Origin of the sequence: Gordonia sp. VNK21 (assembly GCF_046098115.1) — a bacterium.
GTDB lineage: Bacteria > Actinomycetota > Actinomycetes > Mycobacteriales > Mycobacteriaceae > Gordonia.
In genome coordinates, this window is the sequence record NZ_JBJURU010000007.1 from 70,208 (window position 1) to 87,137 (window position 16,930).

A 16,930-nucleotide genomic window follows, 5' to 3' on the forward strand; every position below is an offset into this window, starting at 1 on the left:
GTGCCGTCCATTCCACGTCCCGGATCACTCGGCCCGTCCAGCCGACGGTCCGCCGATCACCGCTCCCCCGTCCCGCCGCCGGTGCCGGCGGCCCGGGCGGTGGTGGACTGCGGCGTCTACGTCGACGGCCGGCGGCTGCCCGGACACCACGACTACCGGGAGGCCGCCCGCACGGTCGCCGAGACCGGCGAGGGTTTCGTCTGGCTGGGCCTGCACGCTCCCGACGACCACCAGATGGAGTCGGTGGCCCAGACCTTCGGCCTGCACCCGCTGATGGTCGAGGACGCGGTGAACGCACATCAGCGGCCCAAGCTCGAGCTCTACGGCGACACCCTGTTCCTGGTGCTGCGCTCGATGCGCTACCTGCCGCACGAGAACCTGCCGCAGGCCGGCGGCGACGTGGTCGAGGCCGGGGAGATCATGGTGCTCGCCGGTGCGAACTTCGTGATCACCGTCCGGCACGGCGAGCACACCCAGCTCGCCGGGGTCCGCGAACGGCTGGCCGATCATCCGCAGCGGCTCTCGCACGGGCCGGCCACCGTGGTGCACGCGATCGCCGACCACGTCGTCGACAGCTACCTGGATCTGGTCGGCCAGATCCAGTCGGACGTCGACGAGATCGAGGAGGCCGTCTTCGGGACGGCCGCGAACAACGTCGGCATCGACGTGGTCTACCTGTTCAAACGCGAGATCCTGGAGATGCGCCGGGCGGCGGTGCCGCTGACCGGTCCACTCTCCTGGCTCGCCGGCGGGACCGGCGGACCGGGCGCCCCGCACGCCGAACTGGGTGCGGCCGGACTGCCGGAGTCGTTCTCCGACAAGGAGCATCGCCGGCACTTCCGCGACGTCGCCGACCATCTGTCCACGGTGGTCGAGCTGGTGAGTGAGTTCGACGAGCGGCTCACCTCGCTGATGAACGCCGCCGCCACCAAGGTGGGCATTCAGCAGAACACCGACATGCGCAAGATCTCGGCGTGGGCCGCGATCGCCGCGGCCCCGACCATGATCGCCGGCGTGTACGGCATGAACTTCGACAACATGCCGGAACTGAGCTGGGACTACTCGTACCCGGTGGTGCTGCTGGTGCTGGCCGGGATCTGCTTCCTGCTCTACCGCACCTTCCACCGCAACGGCTGGCTCTGAGCCCGCGCGGCCGGAACCACCTCAGGACGGGGTGACGCCGCCCCGTCGCGGGTCGGTGATGTCCACGTCGCCCTCCGCCCAGGCCTCACGCAGCGCGTCGGCGCCCTTGAGCCGGACCCACGCCGCCTCGTTGGCGGTGATCGGCACGGCGCGCAGGAACTGCACCGGGTCGGACGGCTCGGGCAGCACCAGGTCGGCCAGTTCGTCCGGCTCGAGCAGGAAGGCCGAACAGATCGCTCCGGTCCACAACGGCTCCCCCAGGTCGATCAGCGAGTCGGGTGCCAGCACCAGCCCCTCCACCGCCGGCGCCGCCGCCACCGTCGCCAGCGACCGGTGCAGGCCCGGAGCCGGCATCACCGCGCGCATCCGCACCACCAGTTCGGCGCGCGGTCCGCGCACCGGATCGGGGGCCGGATCGGACGGATCGTGCATCGGGTGCCGCGCGCAGCCGACCGTCGCGAAGACCACCTCGGGCCCGTCCGGGCCGTCGACCGGAAAACGCAGGACGTCGATCGGCTCCACGCCCAGGAAGGTCACCGAGGCCCGCTGCGGGGTGCTGCTGAAGGCGCGGCCCAGCTCGGCCGTCACCAGTTCGGGTGTCGAGGGCACGGTGTGATCAGCGCAGCGAGAGTCCGGAGGCGGTGTCGAAGACGTGCATCAGCCGCGGTTCGAAGGCCAGCGAGACGGTGCCGCCGCGCGGCACCGTGGTGGTCGGCAGCAGCCGGGCCACCTTCTGGCCTCCCTGGGTGGACGCGCCGATGTCCTCGGCCAGCCGGTTGAGGACCTCCGCCGATCCGCCCGGCGCCTCGAGCGTGAAGTAGTAGTACTTGTCCGAGCCCATCGACTCGACGAAGTCCACTCCGGCCTCGAAGACCTTGCAGTGCGGCAGCAGCGCCGGATCGATCTGGGCCGCGTCGGCGAAGTGCTCGGGCCGGATGCCCAGCAGCACGTGACCGTCGCTGCCCACCTCCTGTGCCCGGGCCAGCAGCTCCCGGTGGTCGGGCAGGGCGATCTCGCCGATCACCGACTCCACCCCGTGCTCGGTGAGCCGGCCCGGGACGAAGTTCATCGCCGGGGAGCCGATGAACCCCGCCACGAACAGGTTCAGCGGATGGTCGTAGAGCTCCTGCGGGGCGCCGACCTGCTGCACCCGGCCCTTGCTCATCACCACGACCCGGTCACCGAGGGTCATCGCCTCGGTCTGATCGTGGGTCACGTACACCGTGGTGGTGCCGATCCGCGCCTGCAGCTGAGCGATCTCGGTGCGCATCTGCACGCGCAGTTTCGCGTCCAGGTTCGACAGCGGCTCGTCCATCAGGAAGACCTTCGGCGACCGCACGATCGCCCGGCCCATCGCCACTCGCTGACGCTGACCGCCGGACAGGTTGGCGGGCTTGCGGTCGAGCAGTTCGGTCAGATCCAGAATCCGCGCGGCCTCGTCCACCTTCTGCGCGATCTCGGCCTTGGGCAGCTTGGCCAGCGAGAGCGGGAAGGCGATGTTCTGCCGGACGCTCATATGCGGGTACAGCGCGTAGCTCTGGAAGACCATCGCGATGTCGCGGTCCTTGGGCGCCACGTCGTTCATCCGCTCGCCGCCGATGAACAGGTCACCGCCGGTGATGTCCTCGAGGCCGGCGATCATGTTCAGCGTCGTCGACTTGCCGCAGCCCGACGGGCCCACCAGGATGACGAACTCGCCGTCGGCGATCTGCAGATTCACGCCCTCCACGGCCGTCGAGCCGTCCGGGTACTGCTTGGAGACGTTGTCCAGAACGATATCGGCCATGGGTTATCCCTTCACCGCGCCGGAGGTCAGACCGGCCACGATACGACGTTGGAAGAAGAGCACGAAGATGATGATGGGGATGGTGATGACCACCGCGGCCGCGGCGATCGCTCCGGTCGGTTCCTCGAACTGACTGACCCCGGTGAAGTTGGCGATCGCCACCGGCGCCGTCTGGGCCCGGTCAGTGGAGGTCAGCGACAGAGCCAGCAGCAGGTCGTTCCAGGCGAAGATGAACACCAGGATCGCCGAGGTCACCACCCCGGGTGCGGCCAGCGGCACGATCACCCGGCGGAAGGCCTGGGTGGGCGAGGCGCCGTCCATCATGGCCGCCTTCTCCAGATCCCACGGGATCTCCCGGAAGAAGGCCGAGAGGGTGTAGATCGCCAGCGGCAGCGCGAAGGCGGTGTACGGCAGGATCAGGCCCAGCCAGGTGTCGAACAGCCCGATCCGGCGCTCGATGTTGAACAGCGGCGTCACCAGCGAGATCTGCGGGAACATCGCGATCAGCAGCGCCGCACCCACCAGCAGCTTCTTGCCGCGGAACTCCAGGCGGGCGATGGCGTAGGCGGCCATCGTGCCCAGCACCACGGCGATGGCGGTGGTGATCAGGCCGATGCCGATCGAGTTGATCAGCGCCGAGGTGAAGAAGCCGGTGTCGAAGATGTTCCGGTAGTTCTCCAGCGTCCACGACGTGGGAATGAAGTTGCCGTCGGTCACCGTGCCGGTGGACTTGAACGACAGGCTGATGATCCACCACAGCGGAATCACCGCGTACAGCACCACCAGCAGGTTGACGATGGTCCAGCCGGCCCGTCGCCGGTTCAGCGAGCTCATGGTCGGCTATCTCCCCTCGTCGTCGGAACCGGGCGCGGAGGCGCCGAAGCCCTTGATGAAGATCCCGGCGATGATGGCCACGCACAGGAAGATCAGAATGCTGATCGCGGAGCCGACGCCGAGGTTGAACGCTTTGAACAGGTTGTTGTAGCCGAGCATCGACACCGATCCGGTGTCGTGGTTGCCGGCGGTGAGCACGTAGATGTTGTCGAAGATCCGGAAGGCGTCCAGGGTGCGGAAGAGCAGCGCCACCAGGATGGCCGGCTTCATCAGCGGCAGGGTGATCCGGAACAGCCGCGTCCAGGCTCCGGCGCCGTCCACCTGAGCGGCCTTGAGCAGATCGTCGGGCACCAGCGCGAGGCCCGCCAGCAGCAGCAGTGCCATGAACGGGGTGGTCTTCCAGACCTCGGCGAGCACCACGATCGACAGGGCCGGGATCTGCTCGGTGAGCGGCGCGCTGCCGTCGGGCAGCAGATTGGCCAGATAGCCGGTCCCCGGCGTCCACGCGTACTTCCAGGAGATGGCAGCGGCGACGGTGACGATGCCGTACGGGATCAGCACCACGGTGCGTACCAGGCCCTTGCCGAACATCGCCCGATGCATGACCATCGCGATGGCCATGCCCAGCACCAGCTCGATGAGCACCGAGACCACCGTGATGCAGACCGTCACCGCCAGAGCCGTCCACCAGTAGTTGCTCGAGAGCACCGTGCCGTAGTTGGAGAGACCGACGAACTTCTGCTCGCCCGGATCGCGCAGGTTCGCATCCGTGAGCGAGAGCCAGATCGCGTAGACGATCGGATAGCCGGTGACCAGTGCCATCACCACGGCGGCCGGAGCCACCAGCCAGTAGGCCAGGCGGCGCTCGGACCGCCGGCGGTCGGTGCTGCCGTGCCGGCCGGCCGGTGCGGCGGGCGGGGACTGATCGAGCACCGCGGTCCCGCCTGCTGCGCCGGCACCGGCGGCCGCGGCCGCCGGAACCTCGGCGGCGGGCCGGTCGGCGGCGGGCCGGTTCAGCTGTTCAGGCGGCACCCAGATGTCCGAGTGCACCGGCGGGTGCTGGTCGCGGCCCTGCGGGCCGTCGCCGTCATGGGGTCCACTGGTCACGGCACGATCCCCTCTCCCTTGACCGCGCGCTTCACCTGGGTGGCGAGCTCATCGGCCATCTTCTCCGGGTTCCACGAGCCGACCGGGCTGAGCGCGGCGGTGACGGCCGTCGAGATCTCCTGGTACCGCGGCGACGCCGGGCGCGGCGCGGCGCGGTCGGCCTCGAGCTGATCGCGGATGTCGTCGCCCATCGGGTAGACGATCTTGAAGTCTGGATCGTCGTAGAGCGAGGCGATGGTCGGCGGGGTGCCGCCCTGCACCGCGTAGATCTTCTGGGCGTCGGCGCTGGTCAGGCACTTGGCGGCGGTGAACGCCAGATCAGCCTGCTTGCTGGTCGAGGCCACGCCGATGTTCAGGCCGCCCGGTGTGGAGCGGGCGGGCAGATCGTCCGAGATACCCGGATACAACGCGAAGTTGAAGCGCTTGCGCAGGGCGTTGTTGACCGTCTCGAGCTGAGGATCGGTCGGATTGTCCGCCGCGGCCTCGACGATCGAGCGGTACCGCACCAGCGAGTCGCCCAGGAAGGGGGCCTCGCCGGCCACACCGTTCTCCCGCGCGCCGGCGAAGACGAACGGCCAGTTGATCTCGAAGGCGCCGTCGCCGCGCTCCATCCCGGTGCGCGCCGAACTCTCGTCGGAGTTGGTGATCGACGGATCGTGGCCCGGGGCGGTGGCGACGGCCTTCATCACCCGCAGCGCCTCGACGGTGGCCGCGCGGTGTTCGGGGGTGTCGGTCAGCGTCACCTTCGTCGGATCGTCCGGATCGAGCACACTGCCGCCGGCCGAGGCCAGCAGCGAGTTGAACCACACCATCAGGCCCTCATACTGCTTGGCCTGCAACAGGATCTGCCGCGGTCCGCCGGCCTCGCCGATGCGCTTGGTGTCCGAGAGCATCTCATCCCAGGTCTGCGGCGGCTTCGCCGAGCCGAGCGATGTGCGCATGAGATCCGGCCGGTACCAGAGCAACTGGGTGTTGGTCCAGATCGGCACCGCGTAGAGCCGCTTGGCCGCGTCGTCCTCGCGCTGCCATTTCGCGGTCTCCAGCGGGCCGCCGAGATTGGTCTTCTCGAGGGCGGCCGCCAGATCGTCGGGCACCGGCACCAGCCAGTCCGCGTCGGCGAATTCGGCGGTCCACACCACGTCCATCGCCATCAGATCCATGCGGTGGTCGTTGCCGGCGAGACGGCGGGCCAGCTGCAGACGCTGACCGTCGGCCTCCTTGGGCAGCATGTGCGTGGCGATCCGGTACTGACCGCCCGAATCCGCCGAACAGGTCTCGGCCACCTGGGTGATGAAGTCGAAACCGTCGGCCGGGGCGTAGATGTTGATGACGCCGGCCTCATAGCTGTCGCTGCACGCGGTCAGCGCCGGGATGGCCGCCGCGGCGGCGAGTGCGGCCGCGCCCAGGCGCACGCCCAGCCGGCGTCGCCGCCCGCGTCGGGAAGGAACCTCAAGATTCATCTCGCCGGACTCCTCCTGCTCGCCTCACGGCGCCGCACCGTTGCGCGCACCTGAAGATCACCTGTGAATCGTGCTGTGCGGCATAGGTTAACCCAGCGGAGTGAGGCGACCCACACAAACGGAATGCATCCGGCGTGTCCGGCGGCGCCGGTGGGCCCGCGGGCCCGGCCCGGGGGCTAGAGCGCGAGCTTGGCGAGCATGTCCCGGGCGCGCTCGGCGCTGTCCGGCTCGCAGAGCACGTCGTAGCGCCCAGCCACCAGTTGCATGGTGGAGCTGAAGTCGCGCTGTCCGCGGGTGGCGGCATACGGAATCGCCGTGCTGATCACGCCGAAGACCATGCCGGCGATCAGACCGTAGACGATCGGCACCCAGATGTCGCTGTTCGTGACGAACAGGCTGACCAGCAGGCCGAAGAACAGACCCAGCCAGGCGCCCGAGACCAGGCCTCCGCCGACCACCTTGCCCCAGGTGAGCCGGCCGAGCACCTTCTCCACCTGCATCAGGTCCACGCCCACGATGGTGATCTTCTCCACCTGGAATTCGTTGTCGGACAGATAGTCCACCGCCCGCTGCGCCTGCTCGTAGGTGTCGTACGAGCCCACCGGCCAGCCCTGCGGCTTGGTCGGCAGTCCCGGCATGGCCGGTCTCATCGGATTGGTCATGGTCGGTTCCTCCGCTTCCGAGCAGTCACCTTCTACGCTAGGCCCATGACCACAGCGCTCAAGGTCTTCGTCGCCAGATTAGTCGGTTTGACGGTGCTGGGCCCCGACGGCGAATCAATCGGGCGCGTCCGGGACGTGGTGATCTCGATGTCGCTGCCCGGCCACCGCCCCCGCGCCCTCGGCCTGGCCGTGGAGCTGACCACCCGTCGCCGGATCTTCGTGCCGATGCTCCGGGTGACCAGTATCGAGGCCGATGCGGTCACGCTGACCACCGGCCGGGTGAATCTGCGCAGTCTGCACCTGCGGCCCAACGAGGCCCTCGCGGTGGGCCAGATCCTCGACTCGCGGGTGCGGATCGACGATCCCGACCTGCCCGAGCAGCACGGCACCGAGCTCACCGTGGTCGATCTGGAGATCGAGCGCGCCCGCACCGACTGGCTGGTGTCGCGAGTGGCGCTGCGCACCACCCGCAAGGGCCGGCTGCGCCGGCGCGGCGAAACCGTGGTGGTGCCGTGGAATCACGTGCACGGCCTCAACCGGCTGAACCTGAACCGGCCCGGGCACGGTGTGGAGCTGGCACTGAGCCAGTTCGAGGGCATGCGCCCGGCCGACGTCGCCAACGCTCTGCGCGAGCTGCCCGAGACCCGGCGCAACGAGCTGGCCGCGGCCCTCGACGACGAGCGGCTGGCCGACGTGCTGCAGGAGATGCCCACCGACGATCAGACCGATCTGCTCGCCGAGCTGAAACCGTCGCGCGCGGCCGACGTGCTCGAGGCGATGGACCCCGACGATGTGGCCGACCTGCTCGCAGCGCTGCCCGCGACCGAGGCCGAGGCCCTGCTCTCGCGGATGGACCCGGAGGAGTCCGAGCCGGTGCGCCGGCTCATGCTGCACTCCCCCGACACCGCCGGCGGCGTGATGACCCCCGAGCCGATCATCGTCTCGGCCGCGGCCACCGTCGCCGAGGCGCTCGCGCACATCCGCAACCCGGACATCAACCCGGCCGGCGCCAGCATGGTCTTCGTCGTCCGGCCGCCCACCAGCACACCGACCGGCAAATTCCTGGGCTCGGTGCACACGCAGCCGCTGCTGCGCGAACCGCCGGCCAACCTGGTGGCGGGCATCCTGGACGCCGACGTGCCCCGCCTGCACCCGGACGACTCGCTGGAGAAGATGACGCGCTTCTTCGCCACCTATAACCTGGTCCTCGCGCCGGTGGTCGACGACGAGGGACATCTGCTCGGCGCGGTGGCCGTGGACGACCTGCTCGACGCGATGCTGCCCAGTGATTGGCGCGAACAGGAACCGGAGGCCGAACTGCGATGAGCCCGCGCCGCCTGGACACTCCCAGCGAGGGCCGCCGCAGACTGCAGGTGAGCTTCGACGGCGACGCGGTGGGGCTCTACGCCGAGCGGGTCGCCCGCTTCCTGGGCACCGGCCGCTATCTGGCGATCCAGACCGTCGTCGTGATCGTCTGGATCCTGCTCAACATCGGCGCCTTCAGCTGGAACTGGGATCCGTACCCCTTCATCCTGCTCAACCTGGCGTTCTCCACCCAGGCCGCCTACGCCGCCCCGCTGATCCTGCTGGCGCAGAACCGGCAGGAGAACCGGGACCGGGTCTCGCTCGACGAGGACCGGCGCCGGGCCGCCCAGACCAAGGACGACACCGAGTTCCTGGCCCGCGAACTGGCCGCGGTCCGGCTGGCCGTCGGCGACACGGTCACCCGCGACTACCTGCGCCGAGAGCTCGACGATCTGCTCGATGATCTGGTCGAACGACTCGACTCCCGGCAGCGCGAGCGCGACGAGCCCACCGCGGTGACCGGCGCCGATACCGCCCAGGGGGACGACTGACCGCCGGTCGCCGCCGAGCAGGTCCCGGGGAGCCGGTTCCCCCGCCGAGACAAACCTGTATGCTGTGTCACAGCCAGGACCGGGGGAATCGACACCGGTGCGAACAGACGAGGCTTTCGGAGTCAGACGAGCTTATGGGGATCAGTTTCTGGCGGGGACAGCGCCGCACGAGTGCCGCCCTGCCCTGGCGCGGCGTCGCCGTGACCACCGGAGTAGCCGCCGTCGGCGCCGTCATGCTCACCGGAGCCACCGCCAGCACGCCCGCGGGCACCGCCACCGCCGCGTACCAGAGCACGATCACCGATGACGGCGGGCGCACACTCGCCGAGGCCGTTCCGGCGCGCACCGCCCCGCTGCGCGGCTTCGCACCGCCCGCCGAACGGGCTGCTGCCGCCGATCCGCAGTTCCGGATCGCCGCGAATCTGCCGTCGGGGCCGCTGGGCATCCCCGGCGTGGTGCTGCAGGCCTACAAGCTGGCCGCCAACCGGGTGGCCGCCGAGAGCCCGCAGTGCAAACTGCCCTGGTATCTGCTCGCCGGGATCGGCCGCATCGAATCCGGTCACGCCGGCGGTGGCAACGTCGACGATTACGGCAACACCCGCACCAAGATCCGCGGTCCGGTGCTCGACGGCTCGCTGGCCGGCAACGCCGTGATCACCGACACCGACGGCGGCAAGTACGACGGCGACAGCAGCCACGACCGGGCGATGGGCCCGATGCAGTTCATTCCGAGCACCTGGGCCAGCTGGGGCTCGGACGCCAACGGCGACGGCAAGGCCGACCCGGACAACATCTTCGACGCCACCTACGCCGCCGGCCGCTACCTGTGCGCCGGCGTCACCGACATCATGGCCGAGGGCACCCGGGTCTCGGCGGTGCTGCGCTACAACCGCTCGGTCGCCTACGCCAACAACGTGCTCGGCTGGGCCGTGGCCTACGCCACCGGCGTGGTGCCCACCGGCGGCATCCCGGAGATGAGTGCCGGCGACGACGCCGAGAAGCCGGACAAGAAGAAGGCCGACGACAAGAAGAAGAAGGACGACAAGAAGAAGGACGACAAGTCCTCGACGGCGCCCGACTCGTCGGCCCCGAAGTCCTCGAAGCCCAAGAAGACCACCCCGGAGCAGCAGTGCCTGGGTGCGCTGTGCATCCCCGCCGACATCATCCCCGGCCAGCCGCAGCAGAAGCCGGCTCCCAAGAAGCAGGCGCCGAACACCAAGAAGGCGTCGCCGACCACCACCGCCAAGCGCACCACCGCGCAGCGCTGACCGGCCGGCGTCCGGGGCCGCGGACGCCCGCTTTTCACCGAGGCTAGGCTGGGGGGTGTGAGTTCTACTGCCACACCCACCGAATCCGCCGTTCGCTCTGCGCTCAGCCGGGTCTCCGACCCGGAACTGGGCAAACCGCTCACCGAGCTGGACATGGTGAAATCGGTGTCGATCGGCCAGGACGGCAGCGTCGACGTGGGCGTCTATCTGACCACCTCCGGCTGCCCGATGCGTACCGAGATCTCCGATCGGGTGCGCACCGCCGTCGCGGACGTGCCCGGCGTCGGCGAGGTGCGGGTGGAACTGGACGTGATGGACGACGAGCAGCGCACCGCGCTGCGCAAGAAGCTGCGCGGCGACCGCGCCGAGCCGGAGATCCCGTTCTCCAAGCCGGGGAACATGACCCGGGTGTACGCGATCGCCTCCGGCAAGGGCGGTGTCGGCAAATCGTCGATCACCGTGAATCTGGCGGCCGCGCTCGCCGATCGCGGGCTGTCGGTGGGGGTTCTCGACGCCGACATCTACGGCCACAGCGTCCCGCGCATGCTGGGCAGCGAGACCAAGCCCACCCAGGTCGAGCAGATGATCGTGCCGCCGGTGAGCCACGGGGTCAAGTTCATCTCGATCGGCCAGTTCACCGACGGCAACACCCCGGTCACCTGGCGCGGCCCGATGCTGCACCGTGCACTGCAGCAGTTCCTCGCCGACGTCTACTGGGGCGATCTGGACGTGCTGCTGCTGGATCTGCCGCCCGGCACCGGTGACGTGGCCATCTCCATCGCCCAGCTGATTCCGGGGGCCGAGATCCTGGTGGTCACGACGCCGCAGCAGGCTGCGGCCGAGGTGGCCGAGCGGGCCGGCGCGATCGCCCTGCAGACCCGCCAGAAGGTGCTCGGCGTGGTGGAGAACATGTCCTGGATGGAACTGCCCGACGGCAGCCGGATGGAGCCGTTCGGCTCCGGCGGCGGGCAGCGGGTCGCCGAACGGCTGACCCGGGCCGTGGGCGCCGAGGTGGAGTTGCTCGGCCAGGTGCCGCTCGAGCAGGCGCTGCGCGAAGGCGGGGACGCCGGTACGCCGGTGGTGCTCGCCGCCCCCGACTCCCCCGCCGGCAGTGCACTGCGGGCGATCGCCGACCGGCTGGCGGTCCGTCGCCGCGGCCTGGCCGGCATGAGCCTGGGCATCGACACCACCCGGCACTGATCCACACCACACCACACCGATACACACCGGACTGGGGCACACCCGGCTGGGGGGCATCGCCGCGCCCCGGCCGGGGCGCACAGGTGCGGTCCGGTCAGGTGGCGTCCCAGTCGGTGACGTCGTGCCTGCGCGCGGCCGGCGCGGCCTTCGGCTGAACAGCCGGTTCGCGGACGGCGGGCGGCTGCGGCTCGTGATTCCGGCCGGCGGCCGGGCGCGGGCCGGCCGGGCGGGAGGTGGTCGGCACATCGCTGAGCGAGTCGCGCACCGACGACTCGAGCCGGCCCATCTCCGATTCCATCGAGTCGAGCGTCGACGAGTCGCCGTCGAAGAGGTGTTTGGTGATCACCGCCCGCGGGGTCATCTGCCGCAGTTCGTTGAGTTGCGCGATCGGTTCGCGGATGGAGTCGAAGTCGGTGCCGAGCTGATCTTGCAGCTCGTTGGAGGCGCCGCCGGCATAGTCCTTGACCTTGCGGAAGGCGTTCATCACCCAGGAGATCGCCCCGGGCAGCCGCTCGGGGCCCAGGATCACCAGGGCCGCGACCACCAGGATGAGGATCTCCGCCCATCCCACGCTCTGGAACATCGGCTACCGGACCTTCACGCCTAGTCGCTGCGCGGGGTGATCTCACCGTCGAAGGTGCGACCGTCCCGCCAGTAGGTGATTTTCACCTGCTTACCGATTTTCGACGTCCGGACGGCCACCGTCAATTCGTCGGCGCCCTCGATGGTCCGGCCGTCGAAGCCGGTGATCACGTCGTTCTCCTTGAGCCCGGCCGCCGCACCCGGTCCGCCGGCCACGACGTCCTTGATCCGGGCGCCGTAGACCTTGTCGTTGCGGACCGTGTCGGCGGTGATGCCGATCTGCGGGTGGTTGATCTTGCCGTCCTTGATCAGCCGTTCGACCACCGGCACCGCCTCGTCGGACGGGATCGCGAAGCCCAGGCCGATCGATCCGCCGGCTCCGGAGGCGATGGCGGTGTTCACCCCGACCACCCGGCCCTGGCCGTCGACCAGCGGGCCGCCGGAGTTGCCGGGGTTGATCGCGGCGTCGGTCTGGATGGCGTCGACGACGGTGTCGGTGTCGGATTCGGCGTCGGGCCGCAGCGGCACCGCGCGGCCCATGGCGCTGACGATGCCGGTGGTGACCGTGCGGTCGAGGCCGAGGGGCGCGCCGAAGGCGATCACCTGCTGGCCGATCTCCAGCTTGCTGGAGCTGCCGAATTCGGCGACCTTGAGATTCTCCACGTCGTCCACCTTGACGACGGCCAGGTCGGTCTTCGGGTCGCGGCCGACGACGCGGGCCGGCACCCGGTGGTGGTCGGAGAAGACCACTTCGAGTTTGGCGGACTTGTCGGTCGCGGCCATCGAGACCACGTGGTTGTTGGTGACGATGTAGCCGAGCTTGTCGATGACGAAGCCCGAGCCGGTGCCGCCGCCGGCGGCGGTGCGCACCTCGATCATCACCACGGCCGGAGCGAACTCCTTGGCGACCTGAGCGATCGGCGAATCCGACGACGCCGCGGAGTCGTCCACGTTCAGGGAGACGGTGTCGGCGTTGAGCGGGGGCACCGCCTCGGCCGTCCAGCGGCCCATCAGGCCGCCGATCAGACCCACCAGCAGTGCCACCATCGCCAGGCTGGCCAGCGCCCACCAGTGGACGCGGCCGCCGAAGAGCAGTTCGCGCAGCCCCAGCTTGGGACCGGCCACGGTCGGCGCCTCGGTCTGCGGATCGGTCAGGGCCGGACCGTCGAGGAAGGCGCCGCTGTCCGGGTCACGCCACGGGTCGGCCGGTTCCGGATCGGCGTCCTCGCGCCCGAAGGTCGCGTACGGATCGCGCTGCAGCCCCTCCGACGAACCGGCCGGGCGCGCGAAGGCCTCGGCCAGGACCGGATCGGGGTCCGCGAGCTGCGGTTGCGGACGGTCGGCGGGTGCGGCCTCCGGGGAGAACGAGCCGGTGACCCCGTCGGGCCGGCCGAAGACGGCCGTGACCTGCTCGGGTACCGGTGCCGGTGCGGCCGGGCGCGGCGGACCGGCCGGCTGCGCGGCGGCGTCGTCGCCGGATCGGGCAGACCATTCACGAGGTTCGGTCACGGATCAGCTGTCCCGATTCCGTCGCTGCGCATCGCCGGTCCGGTCGGCGTGCTCGCGGGCGAAGACCGCGCGCATGTCGATCTCCCGGGTCGGTATGGCGCTGAGCTGGCCCAGCAGCCCGGGCGGGAGCGGCACCCGGTCACCGGCCGAGCGCAGTGCACGCCGGGCCTTGGCCTGGGCGTCCACGTCGGCAGCGCATTGACCGCAGTCACGCAGATGCGCGTTGGCGCGGGCGGCCGCGGTACCGCCGAGCACCCCGTCGACGTAGGCGACGACGGCATCGGCCGCGAGGTGTTCGGTCGGGGCGAAGCCCTGCGTGAGCCGATGGTGGGGATCGGGGGTGATCGACGCCGGAATCGGCGCCCACCGTCCGCCCCGCGAACCTCGATCGAGTCCCACGCGCGCCACCTTCTTCCCGGTCCGCTCGGCCATGTCTGCAGACGAGGATATCGGAAAACCCGATGCGGCCACGCGCGGACTCGTCCTGCGATTCAGGCCCCGGCCCCCACGGCCACCGAACGGCTGTCGGTGTAGCCCTGCGCGGCGAGGTGTTCGCGGATGGCCTGGCGGCCGCGGTGGATCCGGCTGCGCACCGTGCCCATCTTCACGCCCAGCGTGGTGCCCACCTCCTCGTAGGACAGTCCCTCGATGTCGCAGAGGACCACGGCGGCCCGGAACTCCGGGCTCAGCGAGTCCAGGGCGCTCTGCAGGTCGGGCGTCAGATTGGCATCGGCGAAGGCCTGCTGCGGATCGGGCGTGTCGGTGGGGATCCGCTCGTAGGACGGCTCGAGGGCCTCCATCCGGATCTTGTTGCGCCGGCGCACCATGTCCAGGAACAGGTTGGTGGTGATGCGGTGCAGCCAGCCCTCGAAGGTGCCCGGCTGATAGTTCTGCAGCGACCGGAACACCCGGATGAAGGTCTCCTGCGTGAGGTCCTCGGCGTCGTGCTGGTTGCCGCACAGCCGGTAGGCCAGCCGGTAGACGCGGTCCGCGTGCTCGGCGACCAGTTCATCCCAGGACGGCATCAGGCCGCGGTCACCTGTGGCATCGAATCCCGCGGTGCCGGTGAAGGAGCTGGAAACGTCCTTGTGCAGGGTCTTCAACGGTGCTCAGTGGTCCTTTCCTGCGCGTCCGGCCGGACGCTGTAGTGCGTGGAACGCCGCGGCGTGCCGGGTTGTTCCGCGCCGGCTCGTCGCCGATCTCGAGGCTCAGCCTCTCGTACCGGAGTGTGGTCGCCCTGTTACCGGCCTGAGGGTTTCCTGAGGATGTGTCGCCGGCCGCGTCGGGGCGGCGATCTCGCCCCTGCTCGGCGCGTTGCCCGCGCAGGTCAGCGGGCCCGTGGCACCCTCATTCACATGACTGACACGCCTGCGCCGAAATCCGACCTGAACGCCTACGCGGACGCGGCGATCATGGAGGACGACGCGCTGCGGGCCGCCCGCGCCCGCGCCGAGGAACTCGGCGCCACCGCCGTCTCCCCGGCCACCGGCGCCCTGCTCTCACTGCTCACCCGGATCACCGATGCGCGCCACGTGGTGGAGATCGGCACCGGAGCCGGGGTCAGCGGGCTGTGGCTGCTGGCCGGCATGCCCGACGGCGGCGTGCTCACCACCATCGACCCGGAGCCGGAGCATCACCGCGCCGCCCGGGAGGCCTTCGCCGACGCCCAGATCGCCCCGGGGCGCACCCGGCTGATCACCGGTATGCCCGGCGACGTGCTCACCCGGCTCGCCGACGAGTCCTACGACGTGGTCTTCGTCGACGGCCCGTTGCTGAGCTATCCGGTGTTCATCACCGAGGGTGTACGCATCCTGCGTCCGGGCGGGGTGCTGGTGGTGGCCAACGCCTCGGCCGACGGGACCGTCGCCGATCCGGCGTCGACCGATCCGCGGACCCTCGCCGTCCGCGAGGCGGCCTCGCTCATCGCCGAGGACGACCGGCTGCTGCCGGCCGTGGTGCCGGTGGGCACCGGGCTGCTGGCGGCGGCCAAGGCCCGCAGCGACGAGCTCTGAGCCGCTCCACCGGCGTCAGACGTCGGTGGAGAAGCGGATCCCGCTGTCGGGGATGTGCACGCCCGGCCACACCCGGGCGCCGCGGAGCAGCTCGCAGCGGCCGCCGACGTGGGCGTCGTCGCCGATCACGGTGTCGCGGACCAGGCTGCCGCGGCCGAGCCGGGCCCGGAAGCCGACGATGCTGCGCTCGACCACCGCACCGGCCTCGATCACCGCATCGTCGAAGATCACCGCGCCGTCGAGCCGGGCGCCCGGTCCCACCGTGGCCCCGGCGCCCACGACGGTGCCGCCGATCAGCACGGCGCTCGGCGCCACCTCGGCGCCGGCTTTGACCAGCGACTCACCGCAGACGTCGGCCAGGATCGGCGACGGCGCGATACCGCGCACCAGATCGGCCGAGCCGCGCACGAAGTCCTCCGGGGTGCCCATGTCGCGCCAGTAGGCGTTGTCCACGTGGGCCTGGATGTGCCGGCCCTCGGCGAGCAGCCGCGGGAACACCTCCCGCTCCACCGACACCGGCCGGCCGGCCGGGATCTCGCCGATCACCGAACGGTTGAAGACATAGGTGCCGGCGTTGATCTGGTTGGTCGGCGGATCCTGGGTCTTCTCCAGGAAGGCGGTGACGCGGCCGTCGGCGTCGGTCGGGACGCAGCCGAAGGCCCGCGGATCGCTCACCCGGACCAGGTGCAGGGTGACCTCGGCCCCGGAGTTCTGGTGGGTGGTGAGCACCTCGCGCACGTCGGTGCCGCCGAGCACGTCGCCGTTGAAGACCAGGACGGTGTCGGCGGTGAGGACGTCGTAGACGTGGCGGATGCCGCCGCCGGTGCCCAGCGGATCCTTCTCGGTGACGTAGGTGAGCGTCATCCCCAGTTCGGAGCCGTCACCGTAGTACTCGCTGAAGACCTCCGCCTGGTACGAGGTGCCCAGTACCACGTCGGTGATGCCGGCCTGGCGGATGCGGGTCAGCAGGTGAGTCAGGAACGGCACACCGGCGGTAGGAAGCATCGGTTTGGGCGCCGAGAGGGTCAGCGGCCGCAAACGGGTTCCCTTGCCGCCCACCAGGATCAGAGCCTGCACTGCAGGTGCCACGGAACAACCTTTCGTCGTCTACTCGTCTGCGCATGCGCGCATGCCCGGATGCGGGCGGGATCAGGAACGCTGTTCGCGCCGTGCGGCGGCCACCGCCAGCCGGGAGCGGGCCGCCAGTCCGGCCCGCAGGGCCAGACGCACCGGCGACCACAGCGGCCCGCGATGCCGGTCGGCCTGAAAGCGGTAGGCGCTCGCATGGTGCGCCGGGATCATCTTCTCCGGGTGCCGGGACACCGAGTGACTCTTGGCGTGGGTGGCCCGCGCCGTCGGCACGAAGACGTTCAGCCAGCCGGCCCGGGTGAGCCGGTCGCCGAGGTCGACGTCCTCGAAGAACATGAAGTACCGGGAGTCGAAGCCGTCGACGCCCTCGAACGCCGTGCGCCGCAGCAGCAGGCACGAGCCGGAGAGCCAGCCCACCGGCC

At 70.3% G+C, this 16,930-nt stretch carries 18 protein-coding genes; 6 read left to right on the forward strand and 12 right to left on the reverse strand.

The window, feature by feature from the left end; genetic code table 11:
* The gene (locus ACJMNC_RS09225; protein WP_408947650.1) at positions 1-1,143 is read left to right on the forward strand and encodes a magnesium and cobalt transport protein CorA; all 1,143 of its coding nucleotides are present in this window, start codon (positions 1-3) and stop codon (positions 1,141-1,143) included.
* 21 nt (positions 1,144-1,164) lie between these two features.
* Here ACJMNC_RS09225 and ACJMNC_RS09230 read toward each other — a convergent pair whose 3' ends face one another.
* The 6 genes from ACJMNC_RS09230 to ACJMNC_RS09255 all read right to left on the reverse strand — a co-directional run bounded on the left by ACJMNC_RS09230 (position 1,165) and on the right by ACJMNC_RS09255 (position 6,992).
* Entirely contained in the window at positions 1,165-1,752 is a 588-nt protein-coding gene (locus ACJMNC_RS09230; protein WP_408947651.1) for a suppressor of fused domain protein, read from the reverse strand.
* Between the two features lie 7 nt (positions 1,753-1,759).
* A complete protein-coding gene (locus ACJMNC_RS09235) occupies positions 1,760-2,929 on the reverse strand; it encodes an ABC transporter ATP-binding protein (protein WP_408947652.1) in 1,170 nt (389 codons plus the stop codon).
* A gap of 3 nt (positions 2,930-2,932) precedes the next feature.
* Entirely contained in the window at positions 2,933-3,763 is an 831-nt protein-coding gene (locus ACJMNC_RS09240; RefSeq protein WP_408947653.1) for a carbohydrate ABC transporter permease, read from the reverse strand.
* Between the two features lie 6 nt (positions 3,764-3,769).
* Positions 3,770-4,870, reverse strand: a complete 1,101-nt coding sequence (locus ACJMNC_RS09245; protein ID WP_408947654.1) for a carbohydrate ABC transporter permease — start codon at positions 4,868-4,870, stop codon at positions 3,770-3,772.
* Positions 4,867-6,330 (reverse strand): extracellular solute-binding protein, encoded by a 1,464-nt coding sequence (locus tag ACJMNC_RS09250; protein ID WP_408947655.1) that lies wholly within the window; start codon positions 6,328-6,330, stop codon positions 4,867-4,869. The genes ACJMNC_RS09245 and ACJMNC_RS09250 overlap by 4 nt, the downstream gene beginning before the upstream one ends.
* Positions 6,331-6,506: 176 nt before the next feature.
* Positions 6,507-6,992, reverse strand: a complete 486-nt coding sequence (locus ACJMNC_RS09255; protein WP_408947656.1) for a general stress protein — start codon at positions 6,990-6,992, stop codon at positions 6,507-6,509.
* Positions 6,993-7,037: 45 nt separating this feature from the next.
* Between ACJMNC_RS09255 and ACJMNC_RS09260 the strand changes: the two genes are divergently transcribed.
* From ACJMNC_RS09260 to ACJMNC_RS09275, 4 genes are all read left to right on the forward strand, one after another.
* Positions 7,038-8,318 (forward strand): magnesium transporter MgtE N-terminal domain-containing protein, encoded by a 1,281-nt coding sequence (locus tag ACJMNC_RS09260; protein WP_408947657.1) that lies wholly within the window; start codon positions 7,038-7,040, stop codon positions 8,316-8,318.
* Positions 8,315-8,848, forward strand: coding sequence for a DUF1003 domain-containing protein (locus tag ACJMNC_RS09265; protein WP_408947658.1), 534 nt, complete (start codon positions 8,315-8,317; stop codon positions 8,846-8,848). The genes ACJMNC_RS09260 and ACJMNC_RS09265 overlap by 4 nt, the downstream gene beginning before the upstream one ends.
* 134 nt (positions 8,849-8,982) lie before the next feature.
* Positions 8,983-10,116, forward strand: a complete 1,134-nt coding sequence (locus ACJMNC_RS09270) for a lytic transglycosylase domain-containing protein (protein WP_408947659.1) — start codon at positions 8,983-8,985, stop codon at positions 10,114-10,116.
* 57 nt (positions 10,117-10,173) lie between these two features.
* Positions 10,174-11,316 (forward strand): Mrp/NBP35 family ATP-binding protein, encoded by a 1,143-nt coding sequence (locus ACJMNC_RS09275; protein WP_408947660.1) that lies wholly within the window; start codon positions 10,174-10,176, stop codon positions 11,314-11,316.
* 94 nt (positions 11,317-11,410) lie between these two features.
* On the opposite strand, the gene tatB is transcribed toward ACJMNC_RS09275, so the two are convergent.
* From tatB to sigE, 4 genes are read right to left on the reverse strand one after another with little or no spacing between them, the layout of a single operon-like run.
* On the reverse strand, positions 11,411-11,899 hold the full coding sequence (gene tatB / locus ACJMNC_RS09280; protein WP_408947661.1) for a Sec-independent protein translocase protein TatB: 489 nt from the start codon (positions 11,897-11,899) through the stop codon (positions 11,411-11,413).
* A gap of 20 nt (positions 11,900-11,919) precedes the next feature.
* Positions 11,920-13,407: a trypsin-like peptidase domain-containing protein gene (locus ACJMNC_RS09285; protein ID WP_408947662.1), complete on the reverse strand. Its 1,488-nt coding sequence runs from the start codon at positions 13,405-13,407 to the stop codon at positions 11,920-11,922.
* A gap of 3 nt (positions 13,408-13,410) precedes the next feature.
* Entirely contained in the window at positions 13,411-13,839 is a 429-nt protein-coding gene (locus ACJMNC_RS09290; protein WP_408947663.1) for an anti-sigma factor family protein, read from the reverse strand.
* Positions 13,840-13,898: 59 nt separating this feature from the next.
* A complete protein-coding gene (sigE, locus tag ACJMNC_RS09295) occupies positions 13,899-14,510 on the reverse strand; it encodes an RNA polymerase sigma factor SigE (RefSeq protein ID WP_408947664.1) in 612 nt (203 codons plus the stop codon).
* A 252-nt stretch (positions 14,511-14,762) separates the two neighbouring features.
* Here sigE and ACJMNC_RS09300 point away from each other — a divergent pair, with 252 nt between their 5' ends.
* On the forward strand, positions 14,763-15,419 hold the full coding sequence (locus ACJMNC_RS09300; RefSeq protein WP_408947665.1) for an O-methyltransferase: 657 nt from the start codon (positions 14,763-14,765) through the stop codon (positions 15,417-15,419).
* A gap of 15 nt (positions 15,420-15,434) precedes the next feature.
* On the opposite strand, the gene ACJMNC_RS09305 is transcribed toward ACJMNC_RS09300, so the two are convergent.
* Together ACJMNC_RS09305 and ACJMNC_RS09310 are read right to left on the reverse strand one after the other, a co-directional pair.
* Positions 15,435-16,508 carry a sugar phosphate nucleotidyltransferase gene (locus ACJMNC_RS09305; RefSeq protein WP_408947666.1) on the reverse strand — a complete coding sequence of 358 codons (1,074 nt, stop codon included), beginning with the start codon at positions 16,506-16,508 and terminating at the stop codon, positions 15,435-15,437.
* Between the two features lie 60 nt (positions 16,509-16,568).
* Positions 16,569-16,930: glycosyltransferase (locus ACJMNC_RS09310; RefSeq protein ID WP_408947667.1), on the reverse strand; the 362-nt coding region annotated here is incomplete at its 5' end.